22 protein-coding genes are annotated in these 19,804 nt (G+C 74.9%); 8 read left to right on the top strand and 14 right to left on the bottom strand.

The genetic code is table 11. From position 1 onward, the window contains the following. The first annotated feature begins 92 nt into the window (after positions 1-92). From OHB01_RS28670 to OHB01_RS28680, 3 genes are read left to right on the top strand one after another with little or no spacing between them, the layout of a single operon-like run. Positions 93-1,196, top strand: a complete 1,104-nt coding sequence (locus OHB01_RS28670) for an enolase C-terminal domain-like protein (RefSeq protein ID WP_328854229.1) — start codon at positions 93-95, stop codon at positions 1,194-1,196. A 45-nt stretch (positions 1,197-1,241) separates the two neighbouring features. Beyond that, positions 1,242-1,847 carry a TetR/AcrR family transcriptional regulator gene (locus OHB01_RS28675; RefSeq protein ID WP_328854230.1) on the top strand — a complete coding sequence of 202 codons (606 nt, stop codon included), beginning with the start codon at positions 1,242-1,244 and terminating at the stop codon, positions 1,845-1,847. After that, entirely contained in the window at positions 1,844-2,566 is a 723-nt protein-coding gene (locus OHB01_RS28680; protein WP_328854231.1) for a haloacid dehalogenase-like hydrolase, read from the top strand. The genes OHB01_RS28675 and OHB01_RS28680 overlap by 4 nt, the downstream gene beginning before the upstream one ends. On the opposite strand, the gene OHB01_RS28685 is transcribed toward OHB01_RS28680, so the two are convergent. Together OHB01_RS28685 and OHB01_RS28690 are read right to left on the bottom strand one after the other, a co-directional pair. Next, the gene (locus OHB01_RS28685) at positions 2,481-3,245 is read right to left on the bottom strand and encodes a response regulator transcription factor (protein WP_328854232.1); all 765 of its coding nucleotides are present in this window, start codon (positions 3,243-3,245) and stop codon (positions 2,481-2,483) included. The two genes, OHB01_RS28680 and OHB01_RS28685, sit on opposite strands and share 86 nt — an antisense overlap. Next, the gene (locus OHB01_RS28690; RefSeq protein WP_328854233.1) at positions 3,242-4,456 is read right to left on the bottom strand and encodes a sensor histidine kinase; all 1,215 of its coding nucleotides are present in this window, start codon (positions 4,454-4,456) and stop codon (positions 3,242-3,244) included. The genes OHB01_RS28685 and OHB01_RS28690 overlap by 4 nt, the downstream gene beginning before the upstream one ends. A gap of 180 nt (positions 4,457-4,636) precedes the next feature. On the opposite strand from OHB01_RS28690, the gene OHB01_RS28695 reads away from it, so the two are divergent. Beyond that, a complete protein-coding gene (locus OHB01_RS28695) occupies positions 4,637-4,870 on the top strand; it encodes a hypothetical protein (RefSeq protein ID WP_142648511.1) in 234 nt (77 codons plus the stop codon). A gap of 49 nt (positions 4,871-4,919) precedes the next feature. On the opposite strand, the gene ligD is transcribed toward OHB01_RS28695, so the two are convergent. The 3 genes from ligD to OHB01_RS28710 all read right to left on the bottom strand — a co-directional run bounded on the left by ligD (position 4,920) and on the right by OHB01_RS28710 (position 6,722). Next, positions 4,920-5,888 carry a non-homologous end-joining DNA ligase gene (gene ligD / locus OHB01_RS28700; protein WP_142648512.1) on the bottom strand — a complete coding sequence of 323 codons (969 nt, stop codon included), beginning with the start codon at positions 5,886-5,888 and terminating at the stop codon, positions 4,920-4,922. Between the two features lie 154 nt (positions 5,889-6,042). Continuing rightward, the gene (locus tag OHB01_RS28705; protein WP_142648513.1) at positions 6,043-6,492 is read right to left on the bottom strand and encodes a hypothetical protein; all 450 of its coding nucleotides are present in this window, start codon (positions 6,490-6,492) and stop codon (positions 6,043-6,045) included. Beyond that, entirely contained in the window at positions 6,489-6,722 is a 234-nt protein-coding gene (locus tag OHB01_RS28710) for a ribbon-helix-helix domain-containing protein (RefSeq protein ID WP_142648514.1), read from the bottom strand. The genes OHB01_RS28705 and OHB01_RS28710 overlap by 4 nt, the downstream gene beginning before the upstream one ends. A gap of 102 nt (positions 6,723-6,824) precedes the next feature. Here OHB01_RS28710 and OHB01_RS28715 point away from each other — a divergent pair, with 102 nt between their 5' ends. Next, positions 6,825-7,610, top strand: coding sequence for an SDR family NAD(P)-dependent oxidoreductase (locus tag OHB01_RS28715; protein ID WP_261985944.1), 786 nt, complete (start codon positions 6,825-6,827; stop codon positions 7,608-7,610). A 56-nt stretch (positions 7,611-7,666) separates the two neighbouring features. On the opposite strand, the gene OHB01_RS28720 is transcribed toward OHB01_RS28715, so the two are convergent. After that, positions 7,667-7,945, bottom strand: coding sequence for a hypothetical protein (locus OHB01_RS28720; RefSeq protein ID WP_185948986.1), 279 nt, complete (start codon positions 7,943-7,945; stop codon positions 7,667-7,669). A gap of 38 nt (positions 7,946-7,983) precedes the next feature. On the opposite strand from OHB01_RS28720, the gene OHB01_RS28725 reads away from it, so the two are divergent. Beyond that, the gene (locus tag OHB01_RS28725) at positions 7,984-8,586 is read left to right on the top strand and encodes a hypothetical protein (RefSeq protein WP_168066015.1); all 603 of its coding nucleotides are present in this window, start codon (positions 7,984-7,986) and stop codon (positions 8,584-8,586) included. Here the strand turns inward: OHB01_RS28725 and hpnH are convergent. The 7 genes from hpnH to OHB01_RS28760 form a co-directional block, all read right to left on the bottom strand. Further along, positions 8,514-9,518 (bottom strand): adenosyl-hopene transferase HpnH, encoded by a 1,005-nt coding sequence (hpnH, locus tag OHB01_RS28730; RefSeq protein WP_142648516.1) that lies wholly within the window; start codon positions 9,516-9,518, stop codon positions 8,514-8,516. The genes OHB01_RS28725 and hpnH overlap by 73 nt on opposite strands. Beyond that, positions 9,518-11,044 carry a 4-hydroxy-3-methylbut-2-enyl diphosphate reductase gene (gene ispH / locus OHB01_RS28735; RefSeq protein WP_142648517.1) on the bottom strand — a complete coding sequence of 509 codons (1,527 nt, stop codon included), beginning with the start codon at positions 11,042-11,044 and terminating at the stop codon, positions 9,518-9,520. The genes hpnH and ispH overlap by 1 nt, the downstream gene beginning before the upstream one ends. Next, a complete protein-coding gene (gene shc / locus OHB01_RS28740) occupies positions 11,041-12,936 on the bottom strand; it encodes a squalene--hopene cyclase (protein ID WP_142648518.1) in 1,896 nt (631 codons plus the stop codon). Before shc ends, ispH begins: the two co-directional genes overlap by 4 nt. Further along, positions 12,933-14,273, bottom strand: a complete 1,341-nt coding sequence (gene hpnE / locus OHB01_RS28745) for a hydroxysqualene dehydroxylase HpnE (protein WP_142648519.1) — start codon at positions 14,271-14,273, stop codon at positions 12,933-12,935. The genes shc and hpnE overlap by 4 nt, the downstream gene beginning before the upstream one ends. Next, a complete protein-coding gene (locus OHB01_RS28750) occupies positions 14,270-15,163 on the bottom strand; it encodes a phytoene/squalene synthase family protein (RefSeq protein ID WP_328710114.1) in 894 nt (297 codons plus the stop codon). Before OHB01_RS28750 ends, hpnE begins: the two co-directional genes overlap by 4 nt. A gap of 97 nt (positions 15,164-15,260) precedes the next feature. Further along, complete coding sequence (gene hpnC, locus OHB01_RS28755) at positions 15,261-16,112, bottom strand: squalene synthase HpnC (RefSeq protein WP_142648521.1); 852 nt, start codon at positions 16,110-16,112, stop codon at positions 15,261-15,263. A 172-nt stretch (positions 16,113-16,284) separates the two neighbouring features. Next, on the bottom strand, positions 16,285-17,058 hold the full coding sequence (locus tag OHB01_RS28760; RefSeq protein WP_142648522.1) for a polysaccharide deacetylase family protein: 774 nt from the start codon (positions 17,056-17,058) through the stop codon (positions 16,285-16,287). Between the two features lie 53 nt (positions 17,059-17,111). Here OHB01_RS28760 and OHB01_RS28765 point away from each other — a divergent pair, with 53 nt between their 5' ends. After that, positions 17,112-18,254 carry an MGDG synthase family glycosyltransferase gene (locus OHB01_RS28765; RefSeq protein WP_328855870.1) on the top strand — a complete coding sequence of 381 codons (1,143 nt, stop codon included), beginning with the start codon at positions 17,112-17,114 and terminating at the stop codon, positions 18,252-18,254. Here the strand turns inward: OHB01_RS28765 and OHB01_RS28770 are convergent. Further along, positions 18,166-19,083 (bottom strand): DMT family transporter, encoded by a 918-nt coding sequence (locus OHB01_RS28770; protein WP_142648523.1) that lies wholly within the window; start codon positions 19,081-19,083, stop codon positions 18,166-18,168. The genes OHB01_RS28765 and OHB01_RS28770 overlap by 89 nt on opposite strands. A gap of 264 nt (positions 19,084-19,347) precedes the next feature. Here OHB01_RS28770 and OHB01_RS28775 point away from each other — a divergent pair, with 264 nt between their 5' ends. Then, on the top strand, positions 19,348-19,779 hold the full coding sequence (locus OHB01_RS28775; RefSeq protein WP_205830399.1) for an SPW repeat protein: 432 nt from the start codon (positions 19,348-19,350) through the stop codon (positions 19,777-19,779). Positions 19,780-19,804: the final 25 nt, after the last annotated feature.

The following is a 19,804-nucleotide window of genomic DNA, read 5'->3' on the forward strand; positions in this document are numbered from 1 at the left end:
TGCCCTTGGAATGGGAAGCCGAACACTCGCCCCAGGGAAAATCTTTCCTCCGATCCGGAGTCCCGGGGTCACGCCCGGGTAGGGGGACGCGCGTGCGCAGCCACCTCGTGATCGGGGACCTTCACGTGTCGGCGTACCGCGTGCCGACCGACCGTCCGGAGGCCGACGGCACGCTGAGCTGGGACGCGACCACGATGGTGGTGGTCCGCGCGGACGCGGGCGAGGCGGCCGGGCTCGGCTGGACCTACGCGCCCGCCGCCGCCGCGCGGGTCGTCACCGACCTGCTCGCGCCGGTCGTGCGCGGCGGCGACCCCATGGACGTGCCGGGCCTGTGGACCGCGATGGTCCGCCGGGTGCGAAACGCGGGCCGTACGGGCGTCGCCGGGTATGCGGTCTCCGCGGTCGACGTCGCGATCTGGGACCTCAAGGCCCGGCTGCTCGGCGTGCCGCTCGCCCGCCTGTTCGGTCTGGCCGGGCCGTCCGTGCCCGTCTACGGCTCGGGCGGGTTCACCACCTACGACGACGACGTCACGACGGCGCAGCTCGCGCACTGGGTGCACGAGCAGGGCATCCCCCGCGTCAAGATCAAGATCGGGGAGTCCGCGGGCGCCATGCCCGCCCGCGACCTGCACCGTGTCGCGCTCGCCCGCCGTGTCATCGGGGACGCCGCCGAGCTGTACGTGGACGCCAACGGCGGCTACGGCGCGAAACAGGCCGTACGGCTGGAACGCCGGATGCGCGACCACGACGTGCGGTGGTTCGAGGAGCCGGTGTCCTCCGACGACCTGGCCGGGCTGCGCCTGGTGCGCGAGCGGTCCGACGCCGACGTCGCGGCGGGCGAGTACGGCGGCGACCTCGTCTACTTCACCCGCATGTGCGCGGCGGGCGCGGTCGACTGCCTGCAGATCGACGCGACCCGCTGCGGCGGCTACACCGGCTGGTCCGGCGCGGCGGCGATCGCCGCCGGGCACGGCCTGGAGGTGTCGGCGCACTGCGCGCCCAACCTGCACGCGCCGGTCGCCGCGGCGACCCCCAACCTGCGCCACATGGAGTGGTTCCACGACCACGTGCGCATCGAGGGCGACCTGTTCGACGGCGCGGCCGACCCCACCGGCGGTGCCGTACGCCCGCCGGACGCGCCGGGCCACGGCCTGACGCTGCGCGCCGGCGCGGCCGAGCGGTATCGCGTGGTCTGACGTCATGTAGACAGTGTCTACATCCAGGGTGTAGACACTGTCTACATGGATGGAGAGATCGGCCCGCGCGACCACCTGATCGCGGTCGCGCGAAGGATGGTCGACGAGGGCGACCCCGGCACCGTCACCCTGCGCGCCATCGCACGGGCGGCGGGGGTGTCGCACGGCGCGCCGCTCCGGCACTTCTCCGGGCGGGCGTCCCTGCTGTCGGCGGTGGCGGCCCTGGGGTTCGGCGACCTGGCGGCACGCGGGGAGCGGGCCCTCGGCGCCCTCCCCGCGGAGGCCGGCGCCGTCGAGCGGCTCCGGGCGGCCGCGAGCGCGTACGTGGGGTTCGCGCTCGAACAGCCCGGCATGTTCGCCCTGATGTTCCGGCACGACCTGGTCGATCCGCAGGAGCCGGAGCTGGCCGGGGCGAGCCTGACGGTGTTCGACACCCTGGCCGCGCTGGTGGGCGCCTGCCAGGCGGAGGGGTGGAACCCGGCGGCGGACATCCGGCAGGTCACCGGCGCGCTGTGGGCGGCCCTGCACGGGCTCGCGCAGCTGTGGATCTGGAGCGCGCTGCCGACCGCCACCGGGGCGCGGTCGTCCGACGAGGTCCTGGAGGTCCTGCTCGGCATGCTGGGCCTGCCGGAGAGCCGGGGGCGCCGATGACCGGCCGGCCCGTCGTCGTCTTCGACCTCGACGACACCCTCGTACGCGGCGACTCCTTCGGGCGTTTCCTGCGCATGCTGCTGCTGCGCCGCCCGCTGCGGGCGGCGGCGGCCCTGACCGCGGCGGTGGTGCTGGTGCCGCTGTTCTTCCTGCCGCCCACCAGGCGGCGGGCGACGGCGGGATTCGTCTGGCTCGCCACGGCCGGGGTGCCGCCGGAGCGGTTCCGCGCCCTGGCGGAGGAGTTCGCCGTCGCGCACACCGCCGAGCCCCGCCGGATCGCCGTGGCGCTGGACCGGCTCCGGGCGCACCTGGACGCCGGCGACCGGGTCGTCGTCGCCACCGCCTGCGCCGACCCGCTCGCCACCGCCGTCTGCCGGAGCCTGGGCCTGGACGGAGTGGAGGTGATCGCCGCGCAGTTGCGCCGCGGCCGCCACGCCTTCACGCCGGTGCGCGGCTGCTACGGCGCGGCCAAGCCCGGCCGCCTGCGGGAGATCGGCGTCACGATGCCGCTGGCCCACGCCTACACCGACAGCGCCGTCGACCTGCCGCTGCTGCGGGCCGCCGCGCAGCGGTGCCTGGTCGACCCCAGCCCGCGCACCCTTCAGCGGGTGCGGGCCGAGCTGGGCGACGAGGTCACCGTCCTGTGGTCCCTGGATCGGGCGGATCGTCGAGCAGACCGGCGTCGTGGACGAGCAGCGCGATCTGGACACGGTTGTTGAGGCCGAGCGTGGCCAGGACGCTCGACACGTGCGTCTTGACGGTGGGGACGCTGAGGTGCAGCAGGGCGCCGATCTCGGCGTTCGGCCTGCCCTGGCCGACCGCCACCGCGACCTCCCGCTCCCGGTCGTTGAGCAGTGCCAGGCGCTCCCGCGCGCGGGCCCGGCGCCGGTCCTGGCCGTCCTCGGCGACTCGGGCGATGAGCCGCCGGGTCACCGCCGGGGACAGGACCGGATGACCGGCGGCCACCCGGCGGATGGCGTCCACGATCTCGCCCGGCGGGGTGTCCTTGAGCAGGAACCCGGCGGCCCCCGCGCGCAGGGCGCGCAGCACGTGCTCGTCGGCGTCGAAGGTGGTCAGCACGATCACCTCGGGCGCGCCGTCGCGGGCGCGCAGCGCCTCGGTGGCGGCCAGGCCGTCCATCACCGGCATCCGGATGTCCATCAGCACCACGTCGGGGCGGTGCCGGCCGGCCAGCGGCAGCACCTCGGCCCCGTCCCCGGCCTGGGCGAGGACGCGGATGTCGGGTGCGCCGCCGAGCATCATCTCCAGCCCGGCCCGGACGAGGGGGTCGTCGTCGGCGATGAGCACGCCGATCGGGGCGGACTCCGGCACGGCATGCGGCGGCACGGCATGCGGTGGCACGGCATGCGGTGGCACGGCATGCGGTGGGAGGGTCATGGCGGCCACGGTAGCCAGGCCCGCACGCGCCAGCCACCCGGGCCGCCGTTACCCGGGCCGCTGTCATCCGGGTCGCCGTCACTCGGGCCGCTGTCATCCGGGTGCGCCGGTCCGTGCTCCAAACGTCCCCCCACCAGCGTGACGCGCTCGGCCAGGCCGGCCAGGCCATGGCCCCCACCGGCGGCCTCCGGCGCGGCGGCGGGAGCGTCGTTGACCACCTCGGCCGTCAGGCCCTCGCCGGGCGCCCCCGACACTCGTACGCGGACCGCCGCCCCCGGCGCGTGCTTGCGGGCGTTGGTGAGGGCCTCCTGCACGACGCGGTAGGCGGCGCGGCCCGCCCGGCCGGGGACGGCGGCCTCGCGCACGCCGAGGTCGTCGCGCAACTCGACCCGCATGCCGGCCCGGCCCGACTCCGCGACGAGCTCCTCCAGGCAGGCCAGGGTGGGCGCGTGCTCGGTGGTCGGGGCGCGCAGCACGCCGATCACCTCGCGCAGGTCCTGCAGGGCCTGGTGGGCGCTCTCTCTGATCACCCGCGCCGCCCGGGCGACGTCGGCGGGATCGGCCCCGGGGTTGAACTCCAGCGCCCCCGCGTGCACGCTCAGCAGCGAAAGCCGGTGGCCGAGCACGTCGTGGATCTCGCGGGCGATGGCCTCGCGGACCTGGTGCTGCGCCTGCTCGGCCCGCAGCCTCGCCTCGGTCTCCATCCGGGCCGCGCGGTCGCGCTGGGCCAGCACGAGCCGCCGCCGGTGGTGGACGAACAGCCCCCAGCCGGCCGCCGCGCCCTGGAGGGCCAGGCCCAGCGTCAGCAGCGCGAGCGGCGGCATGTCCGGGTCGGGGCGCAGCCAGGTGAAGACGACCGCGGCGACGACGCTGAGCGCGAACACCATCCCCGAGGTCCGCGGACGGCGGTGCACCGCGACGGAGAAGAGCGCGGCCAGCATCGGGCCCGCGATCATCTCGAAGACGGCCGACAGCACGACGAGCGTCACCGCGAGCCCGACCGGCCATCTGCGGCGCAGCCACAACCCCGCGCAGCCGAGCATGCCCACGGCCTGGTCGAGGCTGAACAGCCAGGCCGGCGGCAGGGGCGAGGTGTGCAGACGCTCCACCGACGTGTAGAAGCCGAAGGCCACGGCCAGCATGAACATCGCCGTGTCCACGAACCGGTCGCGCCGGCTGCGCCGGTGCCGGGGGGCGGCGGGGGCATCCATATCCCCCGCAGCCTACGACCCGGCGCGTGGCCTGCGAACGGCCGAGCGCGAGGACCATACCGAAGTCGGCGGACGTCCGACTTCGGTCGGCGGGCACGCCGCGCGCCCGCGACCTTCGCCGTACGGGAGCATGCCGACGCCCGATCCCCGCCGGGCGGGCCGGTCCCTAGCGTCGGCGGCATGCGTGAAGTCATCAGGCTCGCCGGGGCGTTCCTGGTCGCCGCGGGCATCAGCGGGACCATCGACCACCTGGCCGTGCAGCCGTTCTGGGGCGCGATACTGAACGTCTTCAACCGCCAGGTCATCCCGCGCCTGGGCTTCCTCACCGGCTACGAGATCTACGCCGATCTGTTCGTCGCGGTCGTCGGCGTCGTCGTCCTCGCCGCCGCGTGGCGGCGCGATGAGGACGCGTGACCCGCGGCGGCGCTGTGCCGCATGACACGGCACGTGAGCAGGCGCGGGCTCAGCCCTCCTCGCGGACGACCTCGCTTGGCTCCTTGTCGTCGCGCAGGCCCCGCCACGAGGGGTGGCGCAGCCGCCCCTCGCCCGTCCACTCGGCGAACCGCACCTCGCCGACCAGGACCGGCTCCACCCAGTGGCAGCCCTTGGCCTCCTCACGTGTGATGCCCTCGAACGGGGGCGTGTCCCGCCGCAGCGGGGCCAGGCGCTCGGCGAGCCGCCGGAGCGCCTCGTCGGTGAAGCCGGTGCCGACGCTGCCGGCGTACCGCAGGCGCCCGCTGTCGTCGTTGACGCCCACGAGCAGCGAGCCGATGGTGTTCGCCCGGCGGCCCTCCCCGGGCCGCCACCCGCCGACGACGACCTCCTGTGTGCGGAAGTTCTTCACCTTCACCCAGTCGGGGGAGCGGCGGCCGGGGCGGTAGGGCGAGGTGAGCCGCTTGGCCACGACGCCCTCCAGCCCCAGCCGCCGGGAGTCGGCCAGCGCGTGCTCGCCGCAGCCGGTGTAGTAGGGCGGGACGGCCCAGTGGGGCCCGGTGTGGACGAGGTCCTCCAGGCGGCTCCGCCGCTCGGTGTAGGGCAGCGCGATCGTGGTCGCGGCGTCGACGTGCAGCACGTCGAACAGCAGGTACGTCACGGGTGTGGTGCCGAGGAGCTGCCTGATCTTGAGCGGGTCGCGCTGGTGCATGCGCGGCTGCAGCGCCTCGAACGACGGCCTGCCCTGCTGGTCGAACGCGACGATCTCCCCGTCGAGCACCACCGCGTGCCCGCCCGTGGCGGCGGCCAGTCCGGCGAGCTCGGGATAGGCGACGGTGACGTTCTTGCCGTTGCGCGAGACCAGCCGCAGCGTGCCGTCCTCGACGTAGCCGAGGGCGCGGACGCCGTCCCACTTCATCTCGTACGCGTACTCGCTGCCGGGCGAGGGCAGCGGCCCTAGCCGGGCCAGCATCGGCGCGTACGCCGGAAGGGCGGCCATGCCCTGCTGGTACCCCCGCCTCCCAGGCAGTACCCCTGACCTGCGGCGACGTGTACGCGGTCATGGGCGGACGGCTCCCGCCAGGCGATGGTTCGCCCGCCGTCGATCCCTCTGCCGCTGACCGGCCGCCGCATCGCAGGGCCTGGTCGCAAATCTAGGGAAGGATCTCCAGGCGGACGTCGATGCCCTCGTAGAGGTAGGGGGTCGCGGTGATGATCCGCCAGTCGCGGCGGATGGCGTGGACGGCCGCGTGGGCGGCCACCAGGACGTCGGGCAGGAGCGCGTCCGCGGCGGCCGGCCGGTGGCGCCGCAGGCTCGTCATGATCGTCTGCGCGTACGGCCCGCCTTCGACGGCGTCACCGGGGGAGAGCGCGCCGGTGACCACCATCGACATGCGCAGGAAGCGTTCGAGCCGGGGCTGGATGGGGCCGAGCGACAACACCTGGACGGCGAGCGCGGGGACGAGGAGGGTGACGCCGTGCGCCGAGGACTGCCGCACGACGGCCCTGCCGTACATGCTCTTGCCCTCGATCAGGTGGACGACGGCGTCGAGGTCCAGCACGTGGCCGGACAGGACGCCGGCCGGTGGGACGGGGTCGGTCACGCGGCGTCCGCCTTGGCGTCGCCGGTCACCAGGCGCGCCGCGCGGGCACTGTCGTCATCGGTGATGCCGTCCTGCCAGCCCGGCCCCCATAAATCGGCCATGATGGCCAGGTCGCCCTGGATGCGCCGCCGTTCCCGCAGCGCGGCGGCGATGTAGGCCGAGGCGTTGCCGGACGCCTGCGCCTCGTCGGCCAGCTCGTCCGGCAAAGAGATCGTAATCTTCTTGGTCATACTTGGCAGGCTACCCAGTCATACCATCGGTGGTCCACCGGTTCGCGGAAACCGCGGGGGTACACCCTTGGGCGAGCGGGTGACGAGCGGGGTGACGAGCGGGTGACGAGGGGGGCGGGGCGGATGCGGCTGGCGGGGGCACGGGTGCTCGTCACCGGGGCGTCGTCGGGCATCGGCGCCGCCACGGCGCTGGAGCTGTCGGCGCGCGGCGCGCGGCTGGTGCTGTCCGGGCGCGATCAGGAGGCGCTCGACGGCGTCGCCGCGCGGACCGGCGGCGAGACGCTGCCCGCCGATCTGTCCGACCCCACCGCCGACCTCGCCGTACGCGCCGGGCGGGTGGACGTGCTGGTGGCGTGCGCGGGCGAGGGCTGGAGCGGGCCGCTCCCGCGCATGTCCGGGGGCACGGCCGAACGCATGATCGCGGTCAACCTGACGGCCCACGTGCAGCTCACCCGGCTGCTGCTGCCCGGGATGCTGGAGCGCGGCCGGGGCCACCTCGTCTACGTCGCCTCGATCGCCGGCGTGGTGGGCGTGCGGGAGGAGGCGGTGTACGCCGCGACCAAGGCGGGCCTGCTGGCCTTCGCCGAGAGCCTGCGCTACGAGCTGCCCGCGGTCGACGTGAACGGCGTCGAGGGCAAGGGCGTCGGCGTGACGGCGGTGGTGCCGGGGGTCGTCGACACGCCGTTCTTCGCCCGGCGCGGCAGGCCGTACACGCGCCGCAGGCCGGTGCCCGTCCCGCCGGAGCGGGTGGCCCGCGCCATCGCGACGGCGGTCGAGCGCGACCGCGCCGAGGTGTACGTCCCCGCCTGGCTGCGGGTGCCCGCCCGCCTGCACGGGGCCGCGCCCGGCGCGTTCCGGATCCTGGCCCGCCGCTTCGGCCGCCCCTGAGCGTTCCTCCGAGGTGTACGACCATCCCGATAGGATGATCTACATCGTAAAGGAACTCAATGGGAAGGCGCCGAGACGCTGGGGTGATCGCGCTCGGAGGACGGATGCGGTGCGCTCCAGATGCCGCGTAGTGGCCGCATGCCTTCCTCGACGTATTCGGCGATAGGCCGGTTGCCGCCGTCGAGGTACCACTGCTCGAGTGCGGCGAAGTAGCCGAAGGCGAGGGCCTTCGCGATCACGCGAGCCTGCGTTTCGCTCACCTCTCCGGGCACGGTGATCAGCGGCGCGATCCGCCGGCTGGCGCGGTCGAGTGTGCCGCAGACGGCCATGCGCACCGATGGCTCGGCGAAGAAGTAACGGACCCTGCGCCACGGTGTCTGTGGTCGGGGCGCTGGGACTCCTGGGCTGGATGGGCACGATCCGGGCGGCCCGCGCCGGTAAGCGCTGGACTTTCCCGCTGGCGATCGGGCTGCTCGGGATCGCGCTCTGCGTCGCGATCGCCGCACTGACCGTCCGGGACACCTCGGGTGATGTCGGTCCGGCCCCGCTGCTGGGCTGGCTGCTGGTCCTTCCATGTGTTCCCGGTCTCGCCGCGGTCGTGCTCGCGGTCACCCACTACCGCGGCGCCGACTTCCTCGTCTCGATGCTCGGGCCGGACGCGAGCTGGGTGCGCGACGTCGAGGCCGCGGGCGGCAAGGCCGCGCTCCGCCGTCAGGGCCGCGAGTGTCCGATCCTGCTCGAGGAGATCCCGTCCGAGCATCGTGCGCAGATCCTGCGCCGCTACCTTGCCGGCGCGCCGGGTGCGCGGCCTCATCTGGGGCTGGGGCCGACGGCGCCGCTGCCGGAGTTCCACCGGATAGCGCCTCGGCACCCCGTCTTCCGCATCCATGAGCGCCCCGGCTCCTATGTGCCGCGCAGCGCGCGCAGGGACTCGCGCAGCGAGCCGAGGGTGGCGAAGACCGCCGTCGGCTCGTAGCCGCAGTGCGCCATGCAGTTGGCGCAGCGCGGGTCGCGTCCCCGGCCGTAGGCGTCCCAGTCGGTCTCCTCGACCAGCTCCCGGTAGGTCCGGGCGTACCCGTCGGCCATGAGGTAGCAGGGCCGCTGCCAGCCGAACACCGAATAGGACGGGATCGCCCAGGCCGTGCACGGGAAGTCGGCCTTCCCCTCCAGGAAGTCGAGGAACAGCGGCGAGTGGTTGAACCGCCAGCGTCTGCGGTTGCCGCCCGCGAACGCGGCGCGGAACAGCTCCCGCGTCTGCCGCACCCCGAGGAAGCAGTCCTGGTCGGGCGCCTTCTCGTACGCGTACCCGGGCGAGATCATCATCTGGTCGACGCACAGGTCGTCGTTGAGGAAGTCGAGCACCTCGATCACGGTGCGCGGGCTGTCCCCGGCGAAGAACGTGGTGTTGGTGGTGACGCGGAAGCCGCGCCGCCGGCACTCGCGCACCGCCGCGACCGCCTCGTCGAAGACGCCCTCCTTGCACACCGACGCGTCGTGCCGCTCGCGCAGGCCGTCGATGTGGACCGCCCAGGCGAAGTACGGCGAGGGCGTGAACCGGTCGATCTTGCGCGGGATCAGCAGCGCGTTGGTGCACAGGAAGACGTACTTCCTGCGCGCCACCAGTTCCTCGACCATCTCCGCGATCTGGGGGTGCATGAGCGGTTCCCCGCCCGCGATCGACACCATCGGGGCGCCGCACTCCTCGACGGCGGCCACCGCCTGCTCCACCGGCATGCGCTGTTTCAGCACGTCGGCCGGGTGCTGGATCTTCCCGCAGCCCGCGCACTTCAGGTTGCACGCGAACAACGGCTCAAGCTCGACCAGCAGCGGGAACCTCTCCCGCCGGCGCAGCCGCTGGGCCAGGATGTAGGCCCCGACGCGCAGACTCTGGCGTACGGGCATCGGCATCAGGGCCGCACCTCCTTCGGCAACGTGAACTCGACGTTCTCCTCGGTCACCCGCCGCTCCTCCACCTCAAGCGGGCCGAGCCCGCCGAGGGCGGCCACGATGGCGTCCACCATCGCGCCGGGGGTGGACGCCCCGGCGGTCACCCCGACCGTCCGCGCGCCGCGCAGCCAGTCGAGCGCGACGTCGCCGGGCCCGTCGACCAGGCGGGCGAGCGGTGCCCCGCCGTGGCCGGAGCGCGCGGCGACCTCGGTGAGGCGCAGGGCGTTGGAGGAGTTGGCCGACCCGACGACCAGCACCAGGTCGGCCTCCTCGGCGACGGCACGCACCGCGTGCTGCCGGTTGGTCGTCGCGTAGCAGATGTCGTCGCCGCGCGGCCCCTCGGCGTCGGGGAAGCGCCGCCGTACGGCCGCCGCGACCCGCCCCGCCTCGTCGGCCGCCAGCGTGGTCTGGGTGAGGTAGGCGACCCCGCGCCCCGGCGGCACGGCCGCGACCGCGTCCGCCACGCCGGCTTCGTCCTCGACCAGCACGCCCGCGCCGGGCACCTCCCCGAGCACGCCCTCGACCTCCTCGTGCCCGGCGTGGCCGATGAGCACGACGAGGTCGCCTCGCGCGGCGAACCTGCGGGCCTCCGCGTGCACCTTCGCCACCAGCGGGCACGTCGCGTCGATGACGCGCAGCCCGCGCCGCCCCGCCTCCTCGCGTACGGCGGGCGCGACCCCGTGGGCGGAGAAGACCGTGACCGCGCCCTCCGGCACCTCGGCCAGGTCGTCGACGAACACCGCGCCGCGCCGCTCCAGGTCGCGTACGACGTGGATGTTGTGCACGATCTGCTTGCGCACGTACACGGGCGCGCCGAAGCGGTCGAGCGCGCGCTCCACGATCTCGATGGCCCGTTCGACCCCGGCGCAGAACGAGCGGGGCGAGGCCAGCAGGACCCGGCGCGGGCCGGTCGCCGCCGCCCACCGCGCCAGCACCGGGCCGATCCGGGCGAGCGTGCGCCGGGCGGCGACCGCGCCGCCCATCGTGGCGAGGTTCAGCAGCGGGGCGCCGGGGGTGTCCACGATGACCCGCACGGCCGCGAACGGCCGGGCGCCCGCGGCGGCGGCCAGCGGGGCGCTCTCCATGTCGACGGCGTACGCGCCCTCGCGTGCCAGCGCCCGGCGGCCACGGCCCGTCACGATGCGCGGGGAGGTGACGAGCGGGCCGGTGCGGGCGGGCAGCCCGGCGCGCGCGAGCTCCCCGGCGAGCAGCGGAGCCGACGGGCACGGCCAGACCTGGTCTCCCGAGCGCACCTCGGTGGCGACGAGCACGTCCCCGGGGCGCAGGCCGTCGTGGAGCGCCCCGCCGAAGCCGGTGACGGCGAGGGCGGCGCCCGGCGGGAGCAGGGCCACCGCCCGCGCCGCCCGCTCGGGCCCCATCCCCATCCGGACGACCCGGACCCGGAGGTGATCGGGCATGGGCCGCAGCCCGCGGGCGACGGCTCTGGCCTCGATCCCCAGCGCGGTGCACACGATCAGGTCCGTCATGACGGCTCCTCCCCGGCGTGCAGGTAACGGCCGAGCGCGCTCAACGGGAAGACGAGCCGATACAGGTGATAGTTGATGTAGAAGTCGCCGGGGAAGCCCGTCCCGGTGTAGTAGGGCTCGTCCCAGGTGCCGTCCGGGCGCTGGCTGTCGGCGAGCCAGGCCACGCCCCGGTCCACGCACGGGCCCCGCTCCCCGGCCGCGAGCAGGCCGATGAGGGCCCACGCCGTCTGCGAGGCGGTCGGCTCGCCCCGCCCGATCCACGCGGGGTCGCGGTAGGAGCGCAGGTCCTCGCCCCAGCCGCCGCAGGGGTGCTGGTGCGCCTCCAGCCACGCCACGGCCCGCCGTACGCAGGGGGCCTGCGGCCGCACCCCGGCCGCGACGAGGGCGGGCAGCACCGCCCCCGTGCCGTACACGTGGTTGGCCCCCCACCGGCCGAACCACGAGCCGTCGGGCTCCTGCGCCCGCAGCAGCCACACCACCGCCCGCCGTACGACGGGGGAGCGGGCCATCCCCTCGGCCGCGAGCGCCTCGACCACGTGCGCGGTCACGTCGGCAGACGGCGGGTCGATGACCGCGCCGAAGTCGCAGAACGGCAGCCGCAGGCACAGCTCGCGGGTGTTGTCGGCGTCGAAGGCGGCGAACCCGCCGTCGCGGCAGGCCATCCCGGCCATCCAGCGCAGCCCCCGCTCCAGGGCCGGCCGGGCGTCGGGCCGGCGCAACCGGCGCAGCGCGAGGATGACCTCGGCCGTGTCGTCGACGTCGGGATAGCCGTCGTTGTCGAACTCGAAGGCCCAGCCGCCCGGCGCGAGACCGGGACGCCGCACCGCCCAGTCGCCCGGCCCCCTGATCTCCTCGCACAGCAGCCACTCGCCCGCCCGGGCCAGCGCGGGATGGTCGCGGGGCAGGCCCGCGTCGAGGAGGGCGGTCATCGCGAGCGCGGTGTCCCAGACCGGCGACTGGCACGCCTCAAGCCGGCGCGTGCCGTCCTCCCTGATGGTGAACCTGTCCAGGCCGGCCAGGCCGGCCCGCATGACGGGGTGGTCGATGCCGTATCCGCTCAGGTGCAGCGCGATCAGCGAGTAGACCCAGGGAGGCTGGATGCCGCCCCACGAGCCGTCGGCCTCCTGCCGTGCCACGACCCACTCGACGGCCCGCCGCAGCGCGGCGCGGCGGAGCCCGGCGACCGGATGCCGTTCGTAGCGGTGCAGGGCGCGGTCGAGTGCCGCGAACGCCGCGTCCCAGCCCGTACGCGGGGGCCGCGGCGCGGGCCGTCCCGTACGCAGCTCCGGCAGCCCGAACGGCAGCGGCCTGACCGGCCGGTGCGCGGTCACGATCGTGAGCGGGACGATGGTCTGCCGCGCCCAGCACGCCCAGTCGTACACGTTCAGCGGGCACCACGGCGGCAGGAACATGATCTCCGGCGGGATGACCGGCAGGTCCTCCCACCGCCACTGCCCGAACATGGCGAGCCAGATCCGGGTGAAGACCCGGGCCGACTCGATGCCGCCCGCCCCTCGCACGTACGCCGCCGCGGCGCGCATGTGCGGGGCCGAGGGCGGGTCGCCCGCGAGGCGCAGCGCGACGTACGCCTCGATGGTGGTGGACAGGTCGGCGGGACCCTCGTGGAAGTTCGCCCACGTGCCGGAACGCGGGCCGTCAAGGCGCTGCTGCGACCTGATCCACCGGGCGGCCTCGGCGGTCTCCTCCGCGGTCCGCACGCCCAGGAACTCGCGCAGCAGGAGGTCTTCGGCGTCCATGGTCACGTTGGTCTGAAGCTCGCCCTTCCACCAGCCCTCGGGTGACTGCAGGCCCAGCAGGTGATCGCGCGCCGCCTTCAGGGCGGTCGCGGCGCGGGCGGCGCTGGTGGCCACCCCAGCGGTGACGCCGGTCATCGGGTGTGCTCCCGTTCGAGATGCCGCCTGGCGAGGCGGGCCGCCTGGAGACCGCTGCGCACGGCTCCCTCCATCGTGTCGGGCCAGCCCGTGTCGGTCCACGCGCCGGCGAGGAACAGCCCGGGCCACCGGGTGGCCGCGCCGGGGCGCAGCCCCCCGCTGCCCGGGACCTGCCGGAAGGTCGCCCGCCGCTCCCTGGTGATGAACAGGTCCACGACCCTCGCCGTACGGGCGGCGGGGAGCAGCCGCTCCAGCTCGGGCAGGAACACCTCGCGCATCGCGGCCGTGGGCACCTCGATCCAGTGCCGCGCCGCCGACACCGAGACCGTCAGATACTGGCCCCGGGTGAGGCCGCCCGAGGCGGTCCTGTCGAAGATCCACTGCACCGGCGAGCCGACGACGGCGGCGAACGGCAGCCGCATGACGGGCCGGTCGTAGACGACGTGCACGTTGACGATGGGGCTCGCCCCGAGGCCCGCCCAGGCGTCCCGGTCCGGCGCGGCCTCCGCGGGCACGAGCCGTGCGGCCTGGCCGTGCGGGGTGGCGACGACGACGGCCGACGCGCCGACGCGCGCGCCGCCCACGCGGATCGCCGGCCCCGGCAGGACCCTGTCGACCTTCGCCGCCAGCCGCACCTGCCCGCCCAGCCGGGTGATCGCGGACAGTGCGGCACCGCCGTGCAGCTCGCCGAGCGGCACCGACGGCACGCCGATGTCGGCGGCGTCGGCGCGGCCGAGCAGAGCCGTCCTGAAGACCATCGCCGCCGGTCCCAGCGCCGCCTCGTCGGCCGGGATGTTGAGCGCGGCCACCGCGAACAGGTCCCACAGCGCCCGCCGCACGGCCTCCCGCTGGCCGTTGTCGGCCAGCCAGCCGCCGAGCGCGGCCCGGTCGAGGGCGGGCTCCGCCGGGTCGAGCCCGCGCAGCGCGAGCGCGCCGCGCACCGCGCGCAGCCGGTCGGCGGGGGACAGCAGGCGGTAGCCCGCGAGCGCGGGCAGCAGGTGGAACGGCCCGGGCAGCGCGGCCCGGCGCAGCCGTCCCCGACCGCCGTGCGGGGTGAGCACGCGTACGTCGAAGCGTTCCTGCAGGCGCACCCGCCCGGTGCCGCCCAGCCGGTCGAGCAGCCCCCGGTAGGCGGTGCAGCAGCGCAGGAAGACGTGCTGCCCGTTGTCGGCCGTCAGGCCGCCCCGGGCGAAGGAGTGGGTGGCCCCGCCGAGCCGGGGCCTCGCCTCGTAGAGCGTCACCGGCCATCCGGCCTCCGCGAGCGCGAGGGCCGCGGTGATGCCGGCGAGGCCGCCGCCCACCACCGCGACGGGCGCGACGTCCCTCGGGCCGTTCATCTGGCCGCTCCCGTGATCGCGCGCGCCGCGACCATCGCCTTCGCCCACGGGGTGAGCGACACGCGCCCGGCCAGCGCCTGGCCGGGGTCGGCGGCGATGCGCGCGAGCAGCCGCCGGTAGATGCCCGCCATCGCCGCCGTGCAGGCCGCGCTGCGCCGGTCGAGCAGCGGGACCAGGTGCATCCCCTCGGCGTACCAGCCGAGCGCCCGGCCGGCCTCGTAGCGGACGAGACGCGCCAGCCGCTCGGGCGGATCGGTGAACGCCCCCGACGCGTCCAGGTCGAGCGTGCAGCCGAACCTGCGCAGGTCGTCGGCGGGCAGATATACCCGGCCCGCGCAGCGGTCCTCGCGCAGGTCCCTGAGCACGTTGGTGAGCTGGAGCGCCACCCCCAGGGAGTCGGCCAGCCGCGCCGCACGCCGCAGAGCGCGGTCACCGCTCGCCACCCCGGAGGCGAGGCCGAATACGCCGAGGGACAGCCGACCGATCGACCCGGCGACCTCCCGGCAGTAGCCGACCAGGTCCTCGTACGACTGGTAGCACGCGCCCGCGACGTCGTCGGCGCATCCGTCGATCAGCTCCTCGAACGCCTCAAGCGGGACGGGGAAACGCGTGGCGGTGTCGCGCAGCGCCACCAGGACGGGGTCGGCGGGATCCGGGTGCGCGGCCCGCAGGCCCGCGCGGGCCTGCTCCAGCGCCGACAGCCGCGCGTCCACCGGCCCGGCCGCGTCGCCGATGTCGTCGATCCGCCGGGCGAAGGCGTAGAGCGCGCTGAGCGCACGGCGTTTGGGCGGGGCGAGCAGGCGGATGCCGTAGGCGAAGTTGCGCGCGCGGGTGCGGACGACGCGCTCGCAGTACCGGTAGGCGACGGGAACGGGCACCGCTGCCGGCATCGGCACGGGAATGGGCGTGAGGGGGCGCGGCGCGGGACCGGGCGGGTCGTCCCCCGCGCGATGCGGAGCGGGGCCGGGCGGGCGATCGGGAACGGGATCAGGAATCGCGCCGGGAACCGTCACCGTTCACCTCCTTCAGCACGCGCACCCACTCGCTCAGCACCGCGCGGCGGCGCGCGCGGACCGCCCCGCCGAGGACGTCGTGCCGGCCCCGCTCCAGCGCCGCGAGCGCCGCCCGGCCGCCCGCGACGTACCCGGCGACCGCGGTGCGGGCGAACCCGCTCAGCGTCTCCAGCAGCGGCATGCCCTCGTCCAGCAGGGTGGCGGCGCGGCGGGCCTGCAGCGCCACGGCCCGGCGCAGCCGCGGGGAGGTGCGCGGCGCGTCCAGGTCGGCCTCGCGGCAGCCGAACCTGCGCAGGTCCTCGCCGGGGAGATAGACGCGGCCGCGGGCGTGGTCCTCGCCCACGTCCTGGCAGTGCTCGATCACCTGAAGCGCCGAGCAGATGCGGTCCGACAGCCGCGCCCGCTCCGGGGTGGCCACGCCGAAGACGTGCAGGACGATCCGCCCGACCGGGTTGGCCGACAGCTCGCAGTAGCCCAGCAACTGCGCGAAGGTGTCGTAGCGCCGCACCGTCTGGTCGCGCCGGTTGGCCTCCACGAGGTGGAGGAAGGGCGTTCGCGGCACGCCCCGCCCGGCGACCAGCGGCCCCAGTGCGCGTACGGCGGGCAGCCGCGGGCTCCCTCCGGAGTACAGGCGGCCGAGGTCGGCCTCCACCTCGTCGAGCAGGGCGGGCCGCTCGGCGGGGTCACCCTCGTCGCCGACGTCATCCACATATCGGGCGAAGCCGTACACCGCCATCAGGTCGCGGCGGTACGCGCGCGGGAGCAGGCGGGAGGCCACCGGGAAGTTCTCCCGGTGCGCGGCGTCGCGTACGTCCGCTGCGGACATGCCTGAAGAATCTCCACCGCGATTCACCACAAACCCCGACAGATCGGGCGGGCGCTTTTACGTGGGCAATCCGACGGGAAAAGCGGCGTGCCCGGCCAGGTGATGTTCGGAAAAAAGCGCAAAAATGTGATGGAGAAGGGCGCCAAAGGTGAGCGTCCCTTTTTCCGCGTTTTTATGCTTCCGGCCGCAGGTAAAAGCTTGCCGGCGCAGGCAGCCGGTGGGGCCGCGCGCCGCCGCCGGGTACACCCACGCCGTGGGCGCCGAGCGGTCCGACACGCAGTCCGGCGGCGCGGCAGCGCGCGACCGCGCCGGCGAGCGCGCCCAGCGCCGAGCGCCAGGAACCCGGGGCGGAGGTGTGGTCGCAGTCGTGCAGCAGCAGCGTCGCCCCGCCGCGCAGGCCGGGCTCCAAGGTGCGCAGCACCGAGCCGGGCGTGGCCCGGCGCGTCCAGTCCTCGCCCCAGGCCGTCCACAGCACCGGCCGCAGGCCGTGCCATCGCGCCGCGACCAGCGCCTCGGCGCTCAGCACGCCGTACGGCGGGCGGTACCACGACGGGCGTGTGCCGGTGACGGCGGCGACGAGGCGCGCGGCCCTGCCCATCTCGGCCGCGACCCGGCCTGGCCGGGTGAGCAGGGCGTTGTCGTGCCGCCAGCCGTGCACGGCCACCTCGTGCCCGGCCCGCGCGATGCTCCGCCCGAGCTCCGGATGGCGGTCGAGCATCTCGCCGAGGACGAAGAAGGTCGCCCGGCATCCGAGCCGGTCGAGCTCGTCGAGGAACAGCGGGGTCGACCGCGGGTCGGGCCCGTCGTCGAAGGTCAGCGCGACATGCCCGGGATCGCCCTCGCCCGCGAGCGACGGCAGCAGGCGGCGGACCGCGGGCAGCCAGGCGGCCCCCGGCCCGGCGTGGAGCAGGGCCAGCCCGGCGACGACCAGCGCGTGAGGTCTCATCGCGTTCCAGTGTCCGTCACGCCTCCCCCCGCCCGGGAAGGAGGGTCGTGAGCATGAGGGACGTCGCGAGCATGAGCGGCAGGGCTTTGATCGTCAGCGCCTCTATGGGCGCGGGCCACGACGCCGTGGCCGCCGAACTGGCCCGCCGCCTGGCCGCCGCCGGCATGCACGCGGAGGTCGTGGACGTGCTCGCCCTGCTGCCGCTGCGGCTGGGCGCGCTCCTGCGCTGGTGGTATCGCGCGGTCATGCTGCGGTCGCCGTGGCTGTACGCGCTGGTCTACCGCGTGTTCTTCGTCTCCCGCCGGGCCCCCTCCACCTCGCCGCTGACGATCGTGGCCGCGGCCGGGCTGGCCCGTGCGGTGCGCCGCGTGCGGCCCTCCCTGGTGGTGCCGGTCTTCCACGTGGCCGCGCAGGCCGCCGGGCACCTGCGCGAGCGGGGACGGCTGGCCGTGCCGAGCGTGGTCGTGCTGACCGACTTCGCCGTGCACCGCCTCTGGCTGCACCCCGGCAACGACCGCTACCTGTGTCCGGACACGTCCACTGCCCTCGCGGTGACGGCCGCCGTCGGCCGGCCGGCCTTCCGCTGTGCCCCGATCGTCCGTCCGGAATTCGCGTGCGCCGGTGCGCCGGCGGACGCGCGGGCCCGCATCGGCCTGCGCGACGGCGACCGGATCGTGCTCGTCTGCGCGGGGTCCTGGGGAGTCGGCAGGGTCGCGGCGACCGCCCGGCTCCTGGCCCGCTCGGGCCGCTACATTCCCGTCGTGCTGTGCGGGCGCAACGAGCGGCTGCGCCGCCGCCTCGACCGCCTGCTGGGCCGTGCGGGGATCGCCCTCGGCTGGCGGGACGACCTGGCCGGCCTGCTCGCCTCCGCGTACGCGCTGGTGGACAACGCGGGCGGGCTGACCTGCCGGGAGGCGTTCGCGGCGGGAGTGCCGGTCGTCACCCACCGGCCCATCGCCGGGCACGGCAGGGACGGCGTGCTCGCGATGGCGCGGGCCGGGGTCAGCGTCCACGCGCGCCGCCGTGCCGACCTGCTGCGGGCGCTCGACCGGCTCGAACCCGGCCTGCCCGGGCGGGCCGCGCTCATCGCGCGGGCGGCCGTCCTGTTCACCACGGCGCCGGCCGAGTCCCTTCTTCTCCCGGACCTCCTCCCGCTCCGCGATGATGAGCCCCGGCCATGCGAGCCTGCTCCCTGAGCGGGGCGTATTTCGACAGCAGCACGCTGCCGTACAGGATGAGGGCCATGCCGGTCAGCTCGGGCAGCACCCACGGACCGGTGCGGATGTCCTCGCCGAACATCGCCACGCCGTACGCCGTGCTCGCCACGGGGTCGGTCACGGTCAGCGCGGGCTGCACGGCGACGAGCGGACCGCTGTGCAGGGCGTTCTGCAGCAGGAACAGGCTGCACAGACCGGCCGCCACCATGGCCCACAGCGACCAGGAGCCGGCGAGCGTCCGCAGGCCCGCCGGCAACTCCTCCACCGTCCGCTTCATGAGCACGGCGGTGTAGGCGAAGCCGAGCCCGGCGGCGACCCCGAGCAGCACCGCGCGGGCGGGCCCGCCACAGGCGATCGCGGCGGCCACGCAGCAGGCGAGCAGCCCGGCGGTCACACCCGCCGAGACGACCCAGGTCAGCATGCCGGGGAGCCGGTCACCGGGAGTGGGCGACGCCGAAACGAGGAACCCGGCCAGTCCCACCGTCAGCGCGCCGACCGCCAGCCACGTCTGGGGAGTGACGCAAGCCCGGAACATCCAGCCCGCGACGAGCATCGTTATCGGCAGTTCCGCGACCAGCAGGGGCTGGACGAGCGCGAGCCCGCCGGTCGTCAGCGCGGCCGCTTGCAGCAGGAAGCCCGCGATGAGCGCGGCGATGCCGCCCAGCCAGGTGGGCCGCCGCATGAGGTCCCACATCAGGCCGATCCGGAACGCCTCGTCGGCCGGGGCGCTGCGGGCGGCCCGGCGCTGCAGCACGGACGCGACGGCGTTGGCCGCCGCGGCGAGCAAGGCCAGGACTACAGCGATCATGACCCCCAGCGTCCCGTCTCCGGCTCTGGTTGCGGAGCCTCCCGTCGAAGGCCCTATCACTACCCTGCCCGGCCATTCCCGCCGCATGTCGCCTTGAACGCTCCCGAACGTATTTGTCCGGCGATTACCAAATAAATGCGGGAATATTAATCGAATTCGAGAATGCCGGGATTTTGTGGGGTATGGCCGTCGACACAAACGCACGCAGCAGGAAAGGCGGAACCAGACATGGTTGGACCCACCGGCCTCGAGCGTCATCCCGACGTGAGCGAGCTACGCCAGACGTACGATCGGGCGGGCTCGACGGCCCCCGCCCAGGTGCTGGAGGGGCTAGCCTTCCTGGCCGGCCTGTATCTGGCCCTATCGCCATGGATCGTCGGGTTCTTCGGATTCCGGGGCATGACCGTCAACAACCTCATCACCGGCCTCGTGATCAGCGCCCTCGCCCTGGGGCTCGCGTCCGCCTTCGGGCGCACCTACGGCATGGGCTGGCTTCTCCCGCTGCTCGGCGTGTGGGCGATCATCTCGCCGTTTGTGCTGCGCGCGGGACGTGAGGCCACCGCGACGACCATATGGAACAACGTCGCGATCGGCATCGTGACCGTGGCGCTGGGAGCCGCCACGCTGGCGATGGCGCAGGCGTACCGCCGGCACGAGCGTGGCGAGCACAGCGGCCGCAGGCTCGGGAACTGGTGACCGATCGGCGCCCTGCCCACCACCC

This window comes from Microbispora hainanensis, from assembly GCF_036186745.1.
Lineage (GTDB): Bacteria > Actinomycetota > Actinomycetes > Streptosporangiales > Streptosporangiaceae > Microbispora.